Origin of the sequence: Ectothiorhodospira mobilis, assembly GCF_016584115.1 — a bacterium.
GTDB lineage: Bacteria > Pseudomonadota > Gammaproteobacteria > Ectothiorhodospirales > Ectothiorhodospiraceae > Ectothiorhodospira > Ectothiorhodospira mobilis.
Window position 1 is genome coordinate 17365 of record NZ_NRSK01000020.1, and the last position, 13567, is coordinate 30931.

Below are 13567 nucleotides of genomic sequence, written 5' to 3' on the forward strand. Positions count from 1 at the left end.
TCCGTGTCCGCCGATCATGCCCCGGAAACCGCTTCCTGCACAGGGGGGGTGTGCGGGGCGCGCGGTCGGGGCCCGCGGGGCTCCGGGGCTGGCAGGGCGGCCGCCGCGGTCATGGTGGGATCAGAACTCCATGGACAGGCTGACATAGCCTTCGGTTCCCCGCCGGTTGGCCGGGGGCAGGGAGGCCGGCGTGCGGGTGTCGTACCCCGAGGCCAGCAGGTCGGTGAGGGACACGGCCAGGTGGGTTTCGGGTCCCAGGCGGCGGCGCAGGTGCAGGTCCAGGAATCCGTCCCCGGCGTCGGTGGGAGGACCGCGGGAATCGTCCACCCAGCGGATGTCGTCATAGTAGTAGTACTCCGCCGAAAGGCGCCACGGGCTGGAGAAACGGTACAGCAGCCCCAGGTTGAATATGTGTCCCGGCACCGAGTCGGCCTGGCGCCGGGCCTCGGGGTCTTGGGGGTCGGCATCCAGGAGGGAGAGCCCGCCGCGCAGCCGCAGGTCCGCAAACGGGCGGTAGTCCAGGTCTGCCTCGATGCCGCGCAGGTCCATGTCGCCGGCGTTGCGGAAGTAGCCATCGGTGCCGATGCGGTAGTAGGCGGCGTCGTAGGGGATCTGGATCAGGTCGCTGAATCGGTCCCGGAAGAGCTTGACGTCGCTGGCCAGACGCCCTTCGAGCCACTGGCCGTGATAGCCCAGTTCGAGGGACTGGATCGCCTCCGGTTCCAGGTCCAGGCCGGACATGGGGGGCGGGGCCAGGCGTTCGTTGAAGCGCTTCTCCACCTGGCTTGGGCTGCGCAGGGCCCGGGTGGCCACCAGGCGCAGGCTGTGGTGTGCATCGGGCATGTAGACCAGGGCCAGCCGGGGCATGAGATCGCTGCCGCTGAGCTCGTTGGATTCGTACATGCCGCCGAGATGGACCAGCCAGCGCCGGTCCGGGGACCATTCCAGGTTGGCGAACAGGCGGTAGACGTGGTCCCGGACCCAGCGGTCATGGCCCAGGTAGGCCTGGCTGCGGGAGGCGTCCAGGCGGGCGCCACCGCCCCAGACCATACGCAGGCCGTCCCGGACCTGGAGGTGGGACTCCACCTCCAGGTCGTGGCGGCGGGAATGGGCGTCCCGTTCCACGGTGCGCCGGGGGTCCAGGCTGTAGCCGTCGTGGAGGTTATTGAAATTGAAAAAATACTGCACCTTGAGCAGGGCATCGGGATCGCGGTTGTCCTGCAGGGTCAGGTGCAGGTGCCCCGAATCCTGTGTGAAGCCCCCCTCGGGGTACTCGGGGGTGGCATCGGAGCCGAAGTCGTTGTCCGCATAGGTGAGTCCCAGTTGTGAGGTGAGGGTCACCCCCGGGGCCAGATCCCAGTCGAAGCGCCCGCGCAGGGCGGTATTGTCCCTGGCGTCATGATTGCCGGTAAACCCCTCGTCCTCCCGGTGATATACCGACAGGCGATAGGCGCTTTGCTGCGTGGTGCCGCCATGGCGCAGGTAGAGGTCCCGGATGCCATTGCTGCCCAGGCGGGTGACCACCTGCTCCCCCCGGGTCTCCGCCGGATGGCGGGTGATGATATTGATGATGGCGAGAAAGGAGTTGGACCCATAGGCAGCGGCGTTGGGGCCGCGGATCACCTCGATGCGTTCGATCTCCTGTGGCGGCAGGGCCAGTTCCAGCCACTGGGCGCCGCCGCTGGTGGGGTTGTAGATGGAGCGGCCATCCACCAGCACCTGCACCTGGCGCATGAACTGCTCCGCCAGGGCGTGGTAGGTGACGATGGGCCGGTTGCCGTTCTCCCGTCCCACGATGATTCCGGGGACCTGACGCAGGATGTCGGTCAGGTTGCGCGCCTCGCTCTGGGCCAGCCATTCCCGGTCGATGACCGTCACCGAGGCCGGCGCCTCCTGCAGGGGCTGCTGCAGCCGCGTGGCGGTGAGGGCCACGGGCAGGTCCATGTAGTAGTCCTGCTCCGTGGGCCAGTCCTCCTGCGCCATGGCAGGGTGGAGGCAGGCACCTGCCAGCAGCAGGCCGGCGAGGGCGGCGGTGCCACGGGGGGGGAAGGGCTGGATCATGCGGGCAAGGGCCATGTCGTTCCCGGTGGGGGAGTTTGAGATGCCGTTCTCATTATGCCATCGGAGCGTTTCCTGTGGGCCGGGTGTGCCGGATCGGTTTCCGGCCTCCTTGCCCAGGTTCGAAACGTGTGTCCCGAGTCTATATACTAGATGGCACATCAAAATGCCGCGCTCTGGTGCAGCCCCGCTCCCGAATCCCCGCCGGCCCCGAGGCAGATGCAGATGGCCTATCCCACCCTGGAAGACTTTGTCGGCAATACCCCGCTGGTGCGTCTTGTCCGCCTGCCCGTGGGGAACGGCAATACCCTCCTCGTGAAGCTGGAGGGGAACAACCCCGCGGGATCGGTGAAGGACCGGGCGGCGGTGCACATGATCCGCCAGGCCGAGGCGCGGGGCGAGATCCGCCCCGGGGACACCCTCATTGAGGCCACCAGCGGCAATACCGGCATCGCCCTGGCCATGGCGGCGGCCATCCGCGGTTATCGCATGGTGCTGATCATGCCCGAGAACATGAGCGCCGAGCGCCGTGCCTCCATGAAGGCCTTCGGTGCCGAGCTGGTGCTGGTGGGCCGGGAGGAGGGCATGGAAGGTGCCCGGGACCGGGCCCTGGCCATGGAACGGGAGGGCCGTGGCCGGGTGCTGGATCAGTTCGCCAACCCGGACAACCCCGGTGCCCATTATGCCACCACGGGCCCGGAGATCTGGCGCGACACCGGAGGTGCCGTGACCCATTTCATCAGCTCCATGGGGACCACCGGCACCATCATGGGGGTGTCCCGCTATCTCAAGGAGCGCAACCCCCAGGTGCGCATCGTCGGTGTGCAGCCCGCGGAGGGGTCCAGCATCCCCGGCATCCGCCGCTGGCCCCAGGCCTACCTGCCGCGCATCTACGAACCCCGGCGCGTGGATACGGTGCTGGAGGTGAGCCAGGCCGAGGCGGAGGAGACCATGCGCGCCCTGGCGGCGCGGGAGGGCATCTTCGCCGGGGTGTCCTCCGGCGGGGCCGTGGCGGTGGCCCTGCGCCTGGCCCGGGAGCTGAACGATGCCGTCATCGTGGCCATCGTCTGCGACCGGGGGGACCGCTACATCTCCACCGGTGTGTTCCCGGCATGAGCCTGGCCCTGAGCGAACCGGTGATGGTCTTCGATATCGAGACCATCCCCGATACCGAGGGCGGCCGGCGCATCCACGGCATGGCGGAGCTGGACGACGCCGGGGTGGCCAAGGCCCTGTCGCAGTTGCGGGTACAGAAGACCGGCAATGACTTCCTGGCCCATCACCTGCACCGGGTGGTGGCCATCTCCGTGGTCCTGGCCACCCGCGATCAACTCAAGGTGTGGTCCCTGGGCACGCCCGAGTCCGGGGAGGCGGAACTGGTGGGGCGTTTCTTCGAGGGCATCGAGCGCTACTGTCCCGTGCTGGTGAGCTGGAATGGCGGTGGCTTCGACCTGCCGGTGCTGCATTACCGCGCCCTGGTCCATGGGGTGTCCGCCCCGCGTTACTGGGATATCGGTGACGAGGACCGGGCCTTTCGCTACAACAACTACCTCTCCCGTTTCCACTGGCGTCATGTGGACCTCATGGATGTCCTGGCGGGATACCAGATGCGGGCCAACGCCCCCCTGGACGAGGTGGCCACCCTGCTGGGCTTTCCCGGCAAGATGGGCATGAGCGGCGCCGGTGTCTGGGACGCCTGGCAGGGCGGGGATATCCAGGGCATCCGCAATTACTGCGAGACGGATGTGCTCAACACCTACCTGGTGTTCCTGCGCTTCGAGCGCCTGCGCGGGCGTCTGAGCCCCGAGGGTCTGGCCCGGGAGGAGGCGCGTCTGGCGCAGCTCCTGGCCCAGGCCGACGGGGGGCACCTGCAGGATTTCCTCGCCGCCTGGCGGGGTGCGCCCGCCGCCGGTTGACCCGGGGCGCCCCGGCGACGCCCCACCGTGTAACCCACAGCAAGCGATCCCATCTCCATGACCGATTCCCCGCAGACCCCGTCCCCCGACGGGGCGATCCGCACCCGTATCGATTCCCTGACCCACGAGGGCCGGGGTGTGGCCCATGTGGAGGGCAAGGCGGTGTTCATCGACGGCGTCCTGCCGGGCGAACAGGTGACCTACCGCCCCCTGCGCCAGCGGCGCCGTTATGACGAGGGCCGGGTGGAGGCCGTGCTGGAGCCTTCCCCCGACCGGGTTAGTCCCCGTTGCCCCCATTTCGGGGTCTGCGGCGGTTGTGTGCTGCAGCATATGGATCCCCGGGCCCAGATCCAGGCCAAGGCCCAGGTGCTCATGGACAACCTGGCCCGCATCGGCGAGGTGACCCCCCGGGCGGTGTTGCCGGCCATCACCGGACCCGCCTGGGGTTATCGGCGCAAGGCACGGCTGGGGGTGAAGCATGTCCCCAAGAAGGGGGGGGTGCTGGTGGGATTCCGGGAGCGGGGCAGTCCGTACCTGGCGGTGCTGGAGGGGTGCCCCGTGCTGCATCCGGCGGTGGGGGAGCGCATCCTGGCGCTGCGTGAACTGCTCACGGGGCTGCGCGCCCGGGACCGCATCCCCCAGATCGAGGTGGGGGTGTCCGATGATGACCGGGTGGCCCTGGTGTTCCGCCATCTGGATCCCCTGGGGGAGGCGGACCGGGAGCGTCTGCAGGCCTTCGGCGAGGAGACGGGCCTGCAGATCTGGCTGCAGCCCAAGGGCCCGGAAAGCATCCATCCCCTGTGGCCCCGGGACCCTGCAGAACTGTGCTTCGCCCATCCGGATGAAGGTCTGGAGATCCCCTTCTCGCCGGTGGATTTTATCCAGGTGAACCGGGACGTGAACCGCAAGATGGTGCCCCAGGCCCTGGAGCTGCTGCAGGTGGAGGCGGATCATCAGGTGCTGGACCTGTTCTGCGGCCTGGGCAACTTCACCCTGCCCCTGGCCCGGCGGGCGGCCCGGGTCACCGGCGTGGAGGGGGAGGCCGCCATGGTGGAACGGGCGCGGGCCAATGCGGTCCGAAATGGTATCGGCAACACCCGTTATTTTGCAGCCGATCTGGCGGCCGATGTGAGCGATGCCCCCTGGCTGCAGGGTCCGGTGGACCGGGTGCTGCTGGATCCGCCGCGTTCCGGTGCGCGGGAGATGCTGGCGTCACTGGCCCGGCTGGGGCCGCGGCGCATGGTCTACGTCTCCTGCAACCCGGCCACCCTGGCCCGGGATGCGGGGGAACTGGTGCACCGTCACGGCTACCATCTGGAGGCCGCCGGGGTGATGGATATGTTCCCCCATACCGCCCATGTGGAGTCCATGGCGGTCTTCACCCGGGAGTAAGGGCTGGGCCAGGGATCACGCGCGCTGCCCAGGGAGGAGCTGTGCGGCGGGGGCTTTTGCAGCGGGTGTCGACCGCAGGGATGCGGTCGTCAAGCCTCCAGGGATGGATTCACGGCGTCCCGCTGCAAAAGCCCCCGCCGCACGGAACAACGGTCCCGTCCCCCAGGACGTGGAACGGAACGAGACCCCGCCGAGCGCCCGGGATCGGCTTTGCCCCCGGCTTCGGCTATACCGAAGTCCCCCTTTACCCCTGGACGGAGGTCCCCGCCATGATCGACACCACCACCCTGGTCCTGGGCAAGGGCCTGCTCACCGCCGGTGTCCTTTTGGGGTTCTGTGCCTGGCAGATCGTGGCCGTGCGCCGCGCCCTGCGGGAACGGCGCCGGCAGTCCTCTTCATCCCACCATGGCCCGGGGCGCCCGGACTGATCCGGGGCCACCCTTCCCGGCGCCCTGGGGCGCCGGGGTCGGCCACGGCCTACGCCATAGCCTGAAAGGCTTGGCGGGAGTAGTTCATAGGTCCCGCAGCAGTTCGTTGATGCCCACCTTGGAACGGGTCTTCTCGTCCACCTTCTTCACGATGACGGCGCAGTAGAGGCTGTACTTGCCGTCCCTGGAGGGGAGATTGCCGGAGACCACCACCGAGCCGGCGGGGATGCGCCCGTAGATGATCTCGTCCCGCTCCCGGTCGTAGATGCGGGTGCTCTGGCCCAGGTAGACCCCCATGGAGATCACCGACCCCTCCTCCACGATCACCCCCTCCACCACCTCGGAGCGGGCGCCGATGAAGCAGTTGTCCTCGATGATGGTGGGGGCGGCCTGCAGGGGTTCCAGCACGCCGCCGATGCCCACGCCGCCGGAGAGGTGCACGTTCTTGCCGATCTGGGCGCAGGAACCCACCGTGGCCCAGGTGTCCACCATGGTGCCGGCGTCCACGTAGGCGCCGATGTTCACATAGGAGGGCATGAGCACCACCCCGGGGGCGATGTAGGAACCCTTGCGGGCGGTGGCCGGGGGCACCACGCGCACACCGCCTTCCCGCAGTTCCCGGGAGTTCACGTCCGCCCACTTGGCCTCCACCTTGTCGTAGTAGTTGGTGAAGCCGCCCTTGATGAACTGGTTGTCATTGAGGCGGAAGGAGAGCAGCACCGCCTTCTTCAGCCACTCGTTGACCACCCACTGGCCGTCCCGCTTCTCCGCCACCCGGGCGGTGCCCCGGTCCAGCATGTCGATGGCCTCGTGGACGGCGTCCCGCAGCACGGGATCGGCATCCCGGGGGGTGATCTCGCTGCGGTGCTCGAAGGCGTCTTCGATCAGGGTCTGAATGTCGCTCATGGTGTGGTTCTCCAGGGAGGGTGAAAGGGATCGGATCAGGCCCCGGCCTGCAGGAAACGCCGTATGCGCTGCGCCGCCTCGACGCAGTCCTCCAGGGGGGCCACCAGGGCCATGCGCACCCGCCCGCGCCCCGGGTTGCCGCCGGGGGTCTCGCGGGAGAGGTAGCTGCCGGGCAACACGGTGACATGCTCGCGGGCGAACAGGTCCCGGGCGAAGGCGGTATCGTCCCCGGGCACGGGGGCCCAGAGGTAGAAACCGGCGGGGGGGCGCTGCAGGTCCAGAACCCCGTCCAGGATCTCCAGCACCGCCCGGAACTTGCGATCGTACAGGGCCTGATTCTCCGCCACATGGGCCTCGTCCCGCCATGCGGCGATGCTGGCAGCCTGGGCGGGGGGCGCCATGGCGCAGCCGTGGTAGGTGCGGTAGCGGTGGAAGGCCTCCACCAGGCGGGCGTCGCCGGCCACAAAGCCCGAGCGCAGACCGGGCAGGTTGGAGCGCTTGGACAGGCTGTGGAAGACCATCACACGCTCAAAACCATCGTACCCGGCCCGGTGGGCCGCCCCCAGCATCCCCGGGGGCGGGGTCCCGTCCCGGGGGTGGATCTCCGAATAGCATTCGTCGGCGGCGATGACAAAGTCGTGCCGGTGGGCCCGCTCCAGCAGACGCACCAGGGCCGCCTCGTCCATCACGGCCCCGCTGGGGTTGCCCGGGTTGCACAGGTACAGCAGCTGACATTGGTCCCAGAGGTCCGGGTCCACCGCGTCCGGATCGGGCAGGAAGCCGTTGTCCGCCGTCAGGTCCATGAAGGCGGGTCGGGCCCCCGCCAGCAGGGCCGCCCCCTCATAGATCTGATAGAAGGGGTTGGGCATGAGCACCCGGGGATCCGGCCGGGTGCGGTCCACCACACACTGGGCCAGGGCAAAGAGGGCCTCGCGGGTGCCGTTCACCGGCAGCACATGGCGCCCTGGGTCCAGGGCCGTCTGCGGCAGCTGAAAGCGCCGCACGGCCCAGGCGGCGATGGCCTCGCGCAGGGCGTCCCCGCCCCGGGTGACGGGATAGCGGGAGAGCCCGTCCAGGGCCCCCTGCAGGGCCTGCACCGCCACCTGGGGGGCCGGGTGACGGGGCTCGCCGATGGACAGGGGGATGTGGGCCCGGTCCTGCGGCGGGGTGATCCCGGCCTTGAGGGCGGCCAGGCGCTGGAAGGGGTAGGGCTGGAGGCGGTCCAGGTCGGGGTTCAGGTTCATGGGGATGCGACCGTGCAAAAGGCCTGAGAGTATACGCCAGCGCCCGGGCCGCCGGGGAAGGGCGCGACCGTTTTCATGAGCCCTCGCCGCCGCCCGCGGGCGGATCCAGGGCCTCCCGCAGGCGCGCGGCGATCTTTGCCTGATCCTCCGGGTCCTGGATGGGGGTGTCGTCCAGGTGGGTGATGTAGAAGATGTCGTCGGCCTGTTCCCCGGCGGTGGCGATCTTGGCGTTATGCACCTTCACCCGGCAGTCGGTGAGGATGATGCCGATGCGCGAGAGCAGCCCCGGGCGGTCCGAGGTGGTGACCGAGAGCACCGTGCGCTGATGGTGGGGGCGGGGGGCGAAGCTCACCTCCGTGGGCACGTCGAAGTGCTTGAGCTGGCGTGGGGTGTTGCGGCGCACCGCGCCGGGACGCCGGTCGGGCTCCTTCAGGCGCTCCTTGAGCAGCCGGCCGATCTCCTGCACGCGGTAGTCCTGGGTGATGGGCTGGCCGCTGTCCTCCAGCACCAGGAAGGTGTCCAGGGTGCGGCCGCTGGCGGTGGTGATGATGCGCGCGTCCACGATGTCCAGTCCCAGCTGGGTAAGGGCGGTGGCGGTGAGGGCGAACAGGTGGGGATGGTCCTCGGTGTAGAGGAAGATCTCCGTGCTGCCCCGGGCCGTCTCCTGGCGTACCTGCACCACGGGCAGGTCCTCGTCATCCGCCTCCAGGATGGCCCGGGTGTGCCAGGCGATCTCGTCCGCCGAATGGCGCAGGAAGTAGTCGCTGTCGAAATCGTTCCAGATGGCAAGCACCGTGGCCTTGTCCACCCCCCGTTCCTTCAGCATCCCCAGGGCCTGGGTCTGCGCCTCCGCCACCATCTCGTCCTGGTCCGGTGGGTTGTCCAGGCCGCGGCGCAGCATGCGCCGGGTGGCGGTGTAGAGGCTCTCCAGCAGGGAGTTCTTCCAGGAGTTCCACAGTTGGGGGTTGGTGCCGCGGATGTCCGCTACCGTGAGCAGATAGAGGTAGTTCAGGCGCATGAGGTTGCCCACCCGGGCGGCGAATTCCATGACCACCTCCGGGTCGGAGGTGTCCCGGCGCTGCGCGGTGAGGGAGAGCAGCAGGTGGGAACGCACCAGCCAGGCCACCAGGTTGGCGTCGAAGGGGGGCAGGCCGTGGTGCAGGCAGAAGGCGCGGGCCTCCTCGGCCCCCAGCTCGGAGTGGTCGCCGCCGCGCCCCTTGGCGATGTCGTGGAACAGCCCCGCCAGGTAGAGCAGCTCCGGTTTGGGGATGCGGCGGAAGATGCGCGAGCACTCGGGCAACTCGTCCGCATGTTCCGGATCGGCCATGCGCCGCAGGTTGCGGATCACCACCAGGGTATGCTCGTCCACGGTGTAGACATGGAACAGGTCGTACTGCATGCGCCCCACGATCAGGCCAAAGGCCGGGATGTAGGCGGCGAGTACGCCGTAGCGGTTCATGCGCCGCAGCTGATGGGTGACCCCCCGGGGCTGGCGCAGGATCTCCATGAACAGGGTGCGGCAGGCCAGGTCGTTGCGGAAACGGTCGTCGATCAGATGGCGGTGGGCGCGGATCTCGCGGATGGTGGAGGCACGGATGCCCTGCAGGTCGGGATGCTGCTGCAGCAGCAGGAAGGCCTCCAGCAGGGCGGGTGGGTACTGGCGGAAGACCCCGGGATGGGTGATCTCCAGAAACCCCCGGCGGGCCTGGAAGCGGCGGTTGATGGGGACCACCTCATCGCCGTCGTCCTCCAGCAGGATGGCTTCGCGAAAGTGCTGCAACAGCATCTCGTTGAGCCGTTCCAGGCCCATGACCGTGCGGAAATAGACCTGCATGAACTGCTCCACCGCCAGGTTGTGGTCCTGGTCGCTGAAACCCAGCAGATGGGCGAGGCGGCGCTGGTGGTCAAACAGCAGCCGGTCCTCCTTGCGGCCCGCCAGCAGGTGCAGGGCGAAACGCACGCGCCACAGGAAATCGCGCCCCTCCATCAGATCGCGGCACTCGTTCCCGGTGAGAAAGCCGTGGTCCACCAGCTCCTCCAGGTCGCCGGAGCCGAAGTGGCGGCGGGTGACCCAGGCGATCATCTGGATGTCCCGCAGTCCGCCGGGGCTCTCCTTGAGGTTGGGTTCCAGGCGGTAGGCGGTCTCCCCGAAGCGCAGATGCCGGGCCTGCTGCTCCTCCAGCTTGGCGGCGAAGAAGGCCCGGCTGTTCCACATGCGCTCCGGTGCGATGTGCGTCCCGAGATCGGCGAACAGGGTATCGGGGCCGGCCAGGGGGCGGTATTCCAGGAGATTGGTGGCCACGGTGATGTCCCGTTCGGCCTCGCGGGTGCAGTCCTCCAGGCTGCGTACGCTGTGGCCCACCTCCAGGCCGATGTCCCAGAGGAAGGTGAGCAGGTCCACCAGGGCCTCCTCGGTGGCGGTGGGCAGGTCACCGCCGCGGTAGAGGATGAGGATGTCGATGTCCGAACCCGGGTGCAGCTCGCCGCGGCCATAGCCGCCCACGGCGGCCAGGCCCAGGTCCGCCTGGCCGCCCAGGCCCAGGGCCGACCAGGCCTGTACCAGCAGGCGGTCCACGACGGCGGCCCGCCCCCGCACCAGATCCTCCACCGGGCATCCGGCCTCGAAGGCGGAGCGCAGGGCCGCATGCACACCTTCCAGGACCTGGACGAAGGCCTGGCGGTCCGGGGCGGGCGTGGCCTGCAGGGCCGCCTCCCGCGCGGGCCAGTCCAGTCGCTGTGCCAGGGCCTGGGGGAGGGGGATCACGCGGGGCATGGCATCAGCCGGGGCGCTCGTCGCGCCGCAGGGTGAGGATCTCGTAGCCGTCCTCGGTCACCACCAGGGTGTGTTCCCACTGGGCCGACAGGCTGTGGTCCTTGGTCACCACGGTCCAGCCGTCCGCCAGCACCTTGGTATGGCGCTTGCCCAAGTTGACCATGGGCTCGATGGTGAAGGTCATCCCCGGGCGCAGTTCCAGACCCTCCCCGGGCTTGCCGAAGTGCAGCACCTGCGGGTCCTCGTGGAACTCGCGGCCGATGCCGTGGCCACAGTATTCGCGTACCACGCTGCAGCGCTGGGCCTCCACATAGGTCTGGATGGCGTGGCCGATGTCCCCCAGGCGCACGCCGGGGGCCACCTGGTGGATGCCGCGCCACAGGGCCTCGTGGGCCACGTCCACCACCCGCTGTGCCTTCACCGAGGGCTTGCCCACGATGAACATGCGGCTGGTGTCGCCGTGGTAACCCTCGTGGATCACGGTGATGTCGATATTGAGGATGTCCCCGTCCTTGAGCCGCCGATCCCCGGGGATGCCGTGGCACACCTGGTGGTTGAGGGAGGTGCAGATGGAGCGGGGGAAGCCGCGGTAGTGGAGGGGGGCGGGGGTGGCCTTCTGCACGTTCACGATGTGCTCGTGGCAGAGGCGGTCCAGTTCATCTGTGGTGACCCCCACGCGCACATGGGGCTCGATCATCTCCAGGACCTCGGCGGCCATGCGGCCGGCCACACGCATCTTCTCGATCTCTTCGGGGGTCTTGATGGTTACGGGCATCGTTGGGGTGGGATCCTTCGGTGAGGCGCCGGCAGGGTGGGTTTACGGGCCCGGCGCGCCGCGCTATGCATTTGTTGTGAAAGACCGTTTATGGTATAAAGCGCCCGCGTTCCATGCAAACTGCAGGACCGGAGCGCCCACGCTCGATCCAAGAAACCACACATGCGCCGACACGTACAGCGGGGTGCCCCCAGCGGGTTGCTGTGCGGGGCGCATGGAGGCCCAACCCTATACAGGAGAATCCTCATGGCCAACGTGACCATGCGTCAGATGCTCGAGGCCGGTGTCCATTTCGGCCACCAGACCCGGTACTGGAACCCGAAGATGGAACCCTACATCTTCGGCCACCGCAACAAGATCCACATCATCAACCTCGAGAAGACGGTCCCCTGCTTCAACGACGCGATGAACTACCTGGGCAAGATGGCCGCCAATGGCGGAACCATCCTGTTCGTGGGCACCAAGCGCTCCGCCCGGGACCAGGTGGTGGAGCACGCCAAACGCTGCAAGATGCCCTATGTGAACCAGCGCTGGCTGGGGGGCATGCTCACCAACTTCAAAACGGTGCGCCAGTCCATCCGGCGCCTCAAGGACCTGGAGACCATGCACGAGGACGGCACCCTCAACCGCCTGGCCAAGAAGGAGGCCATGATGCGGGTGCGGGAGATGGAGAAGCTGGAGCGCAGCCTGGGGGGCATCAAGGACATGCCGGGCCTGCCGGACGTGATGTTCGTGATCGATGTGGGTCATGAGCGCATCGCCATCAGCGAGGCCCGCAAGCTGGGTATCCCGGTGGTGGCCGTGGTGGACAGCAACAATTCCCCGGACGGCGTGGATTACGTCATCCCCGGCAACGACGATGCCATGCGCGCCATCCAGTTGTACCTGACGGCCGCTGCCGATGCCATCAATGAGGGCCGTAATGTGGCCCGCGCCGGCTCGGCCGAGGACTTCGTGGAAGTGGAAGAGGGCGCGGCCCCGGCCCCGGCCGGTGAGGCCGCTGCCCCCGCCGCCCAGTCCTAAGGCGCGCTTCAGCCGAATCGCCCCGTCGCGCCCGGATGCCCCGGCGCGGCGGGGAAACCGAACATTCAGGAGTGATTTTCTAATGCAGATTTCCGCATCCATGGTCAAAGAACTGCGCGAGATCACCGGCGCAGGCATGATGGAATGCAAGAAGGCCCTCACCGCCGCCGGCGGGGATATGGACGCCGCCATCGAGCAGATGCGCAAGTCCGGTGCCGCCAAGGCGGTGAAGAAGGCGGACCGGGTGGCCGCCGAGGGCCGTATCGTGGTCTCCGCCTCCGGGGACGGCCACCGCGCTGCCATCGTTGAGGTGAACTGCGAGACCGATTTCGTGGCCAAGGATGAACACTTCCAGGCCTTCAGCCAGCAGGTGGCAGACCAGGTGCTGGCCCATGAGCCGGCGGATGTGGACGCCCTCATGGCCCTGTCCGGCGAGGAAGGCACCCTGGAGGAGACCCGGGCCGCGCTGGTGGCCAAGATCGGTGAGAATGTCCAGGTGCGCCGTTTCGAACTGGTGGGGGGTGCCGACAGCGTGCTCGGTCACTATCTGCACGGCGCCCGCATCGGCGTGGTGGTGGAGCTGGAAGGGGGCGACGAATCCCTGGCCCGGGATCTGGCCATGCATATCGCCGCCAGCCACCCGGTGTGCGTGGACGAGTCCCAGGTGCCCCAGGAACTGCTGGAGAAGGAAAAGGCCATCTTCCGTTCCCAGGCCGAGGAGAGCGGCAAGCCCGCCGAGATCATCGAGAAGATGATCAGCGGCCGCATCAAGAAGTACCTGAGTGAGATCACCCTGGTGGGGCAGCCCTTTGTCAAGGATCCGGACCAGGCCGTGGGCAAGCTCCTCGAGCAGGCCGGGGCCCGCGTGCGCCGCTTCATCCGCTACGAGGTGGGCGAGGGCATCGAGAAGAAGAGCGAGAATTTCGCCGAAGAGGTGATGGCCCAGGCCAAGGGGTCCTGAGTCTCGGGACCCTCCCGGGGCATCGCCCCCGAGCAAGACACCCCGGGGTCCCTCGGGCCCCGGTCCCGAACCACCAGCCATCCAGGTTACC

At 68.3% G+C, this 13567-nt stretch carries 11 protein-coding genes; 6 read left to right on the top strand and 5 right to left on the bottom strand.

Translation table 11 applies throughout. From position 1 onward, the window contains the following. Positions 1 to 120: 120 nt before the first annotated feature. A complete protein-coding gene (locus CKO33_RS09010; RefSeq protein WP_200181669.1) occupies positions 121 to 2076 on the bottom strand; it encodes a TonB-dependent receptor plug domain-containing protein in 1956 nt (651 codons plus the stop codon). 207 nt (positions 2077 to 2283) lie between these two features. Here CKO33_RS09010 and cysM point away from each other — a divergent pair, with 207 nt between their 5' ends. The 4 genes from cysM (at position 2284) to CKO33_RS09030 (ending at position 5794) form a co-directional block, all read left to right on the top strand. Next, the gene (gene cysM / locus CKO33_RS09015) at positions 2284 to 3174 is read left to right on the top strand and encodes a cysteine synthase CysM (RefSeq protein WP_200181671.1); all 891 of its coding nucleotides are present in this window, start codon (positions 2284 to 2286) and stop codon (positions 3172 to 3174) included. Then, entirely contained in the window at positions 3171 to 3974 is an 804-nt protein-coding gene (locus CKO33_RS09020; protein WP_242472566.1) for a 3'-5' exonuclease, read from the top strand. The genes cysM and CKO33_RS09020 overlap by 4 nt, the downstream gene beginning before the upstream one ends. A 57-nt stretch (positions 3975 to 4031) precedes the next feature. Continuing rightward, positions 4032 to 5366: a 23S rRNA (uracil(1939)-C(5))-methyltransferase RlmD gene (gene rlmD / locus CKO33_RS09025; RefSeq protein ID WP_200181678.1), complete on the top strand. Its 1335-nt coding sequence runs from the start codon at positions 4032 to 4034 to the stop codon at positions 5364 to 5366. A 269-nt stretch (positions 5367 to 5635) separates the two neighbouring features. Further along, entirely contained in the window at positions 5636 to 5794 is a 159-nt protein-coding gene (locus CKO33_RS09030; protein ID WP_200181680.1) for a hypothetical protein, read from the top strand. Between the two features lie 84 nt (positions 5795 to 5878). Here CKO33_RS09030 and dapD read toward each other — a convergent pair whose 3' ends face one another. From dapD to map, 4 genes are all read right to left on the bottom strand, one after another. Then, a complete protein-coding gene (dapD, locus tag CKO33_RS09035; RefSeq protein WP_200181686.1) occupies positions 5879 to 6700 on the bottom strand; it encodes a 2,3,4,5-tetrahydropyridine-2,6-dicarboxylate N-succinyltransferase in 822 nt (273 codons plus the stop codon). A 35-nt stretch (positions 6701 to 6735) separates the two neighbouring features. Continuing rightward, positions 6736 to 7938, bottom strand: coding sequence for a succinyldiaminopimelate transaminase (dapC, locus tag CKO33_RS09040; protein ID WP_200181735.1), 1203 nt, complete (start codon positions 7936 to 7938; stop codon positions 6736 to 6738). Positions 7939 to 8017: 79 nt separating this feature from the next. Further along, positions 8018 to 10717 (bottom strand): [protein-PII] uridylyltransferase, encoded by a 2700-nt coding sequence (glnD, locus tag CKO33_RS09045; protein WP_200181688.1) that lies wholly within the window; start codon positions 10715 to 10717, stop codon positions 8018 to 8020. 4 nt (positions 10718 to 10721) lie between these two features. Beyond that, a complete protein-coding gene (gene map, locus CKO33_RS09050) occupies positions 10722 to 11492 on the bottom strand; it encodes a type I methionyl aminopeptidase (protein ID WP_200181690.1) in 771 nt (256 codons plus the stop codon). A 246-nt stretch (positions 11493 to 11738) separates the two neighbouring features. Here map and rpsB point away from each other — a divergent pair, with 246 nt between their 5' ends. Both rpsB and tsf read left to right on the top strand, forming a co-directional pair. Beyond that, complete coding sequence (gene rpsB / locus CKO33_RS09055; protein ID WP_200181692.1) at positions 11739 to 12515, top strand: 30S ribosomal protein S2; 777 nt, start codon at positions 11739 to 11741, stop codon at positions 12513 to 12515. Positions 12516 to 12597: 82 nt separating this feature from the next. Further along, entirely contained in the window at positions 12598 to 13476 is an 879-nt protein-coding gene (tsf, locus tag CKO33_RS09060) for a translation elongation factor Ts (RefSeq protein ID WP_200181694.1), read from the top strand. Positions 13477 to 13567 lie beyond the last annotated feature (91 nt).

Coding starts and splice junctions, on each gene's coding strand:
- CKO33_RS09010 (WP_200181669.1), bottom strand. CDS start 2,076: ATGGCCCTTGCCCGCATGATCCAGCCCTTCCCCCCCCGTGGCACCGCC.
- cysM (WP_200181671.1), top strand. CDS start 2,284: ATGGCCTATCCCACCCTGGAAGACTTTGTCGGCAATACCCCGCTGGTG.
- CKO33_RS09020 (WP_242472566.1), top strand. CDS start 3,171: ATGAGCCTGGCCCTGAGCGAACCGGTGATGGTCTTCGATATCGAGACC.
- rlmD (WP_200181678.1), top strand. CDS start 4,032: ATGACCGATTCCCCGCAGACCCCGTCCCCCGACGGGGCGATCCGCACC.
- CKO33_RS09030 (WP_200181680.1), top strand. CDS start 5,636: ATGATCGACACCACCACCCTGGTCCTGGGCAAGGGCCTGCTCACCGCC.
- dapD (WP_200181686.1), bottom strand. CDS start 6,700: ATGAGCGACATTCAGACCCTGATCGAAGACGCCTTCGAGCACCGCAGC.
- glnD (WP_200181688.1), bottom strand. CDS start 10,717: ATGCCCCGCGTGATCCCCCTCCCCCAGGCCCTGGCACAGCGACTGGAC.
- map (WP_200181690.1), bottom strand. CDS start 11,492: ATGCCCGTAACCATCAAGACCCCCGAAGAGATCGAGAAGATGCGTGTG.
- rpsB (WP_200181692.1), top strand. CDS start 11,739: ATGGCCAACGTGACCATGCGTCAGATGCTCGAGGCCGGTGTCCATTTC.
- tsf (WP_200181694.1), top strand. CDS start 12,598: ATGCAGATTTCCGCATCCATGGTCAAAGAACTGCGCGAGATCACCGGC.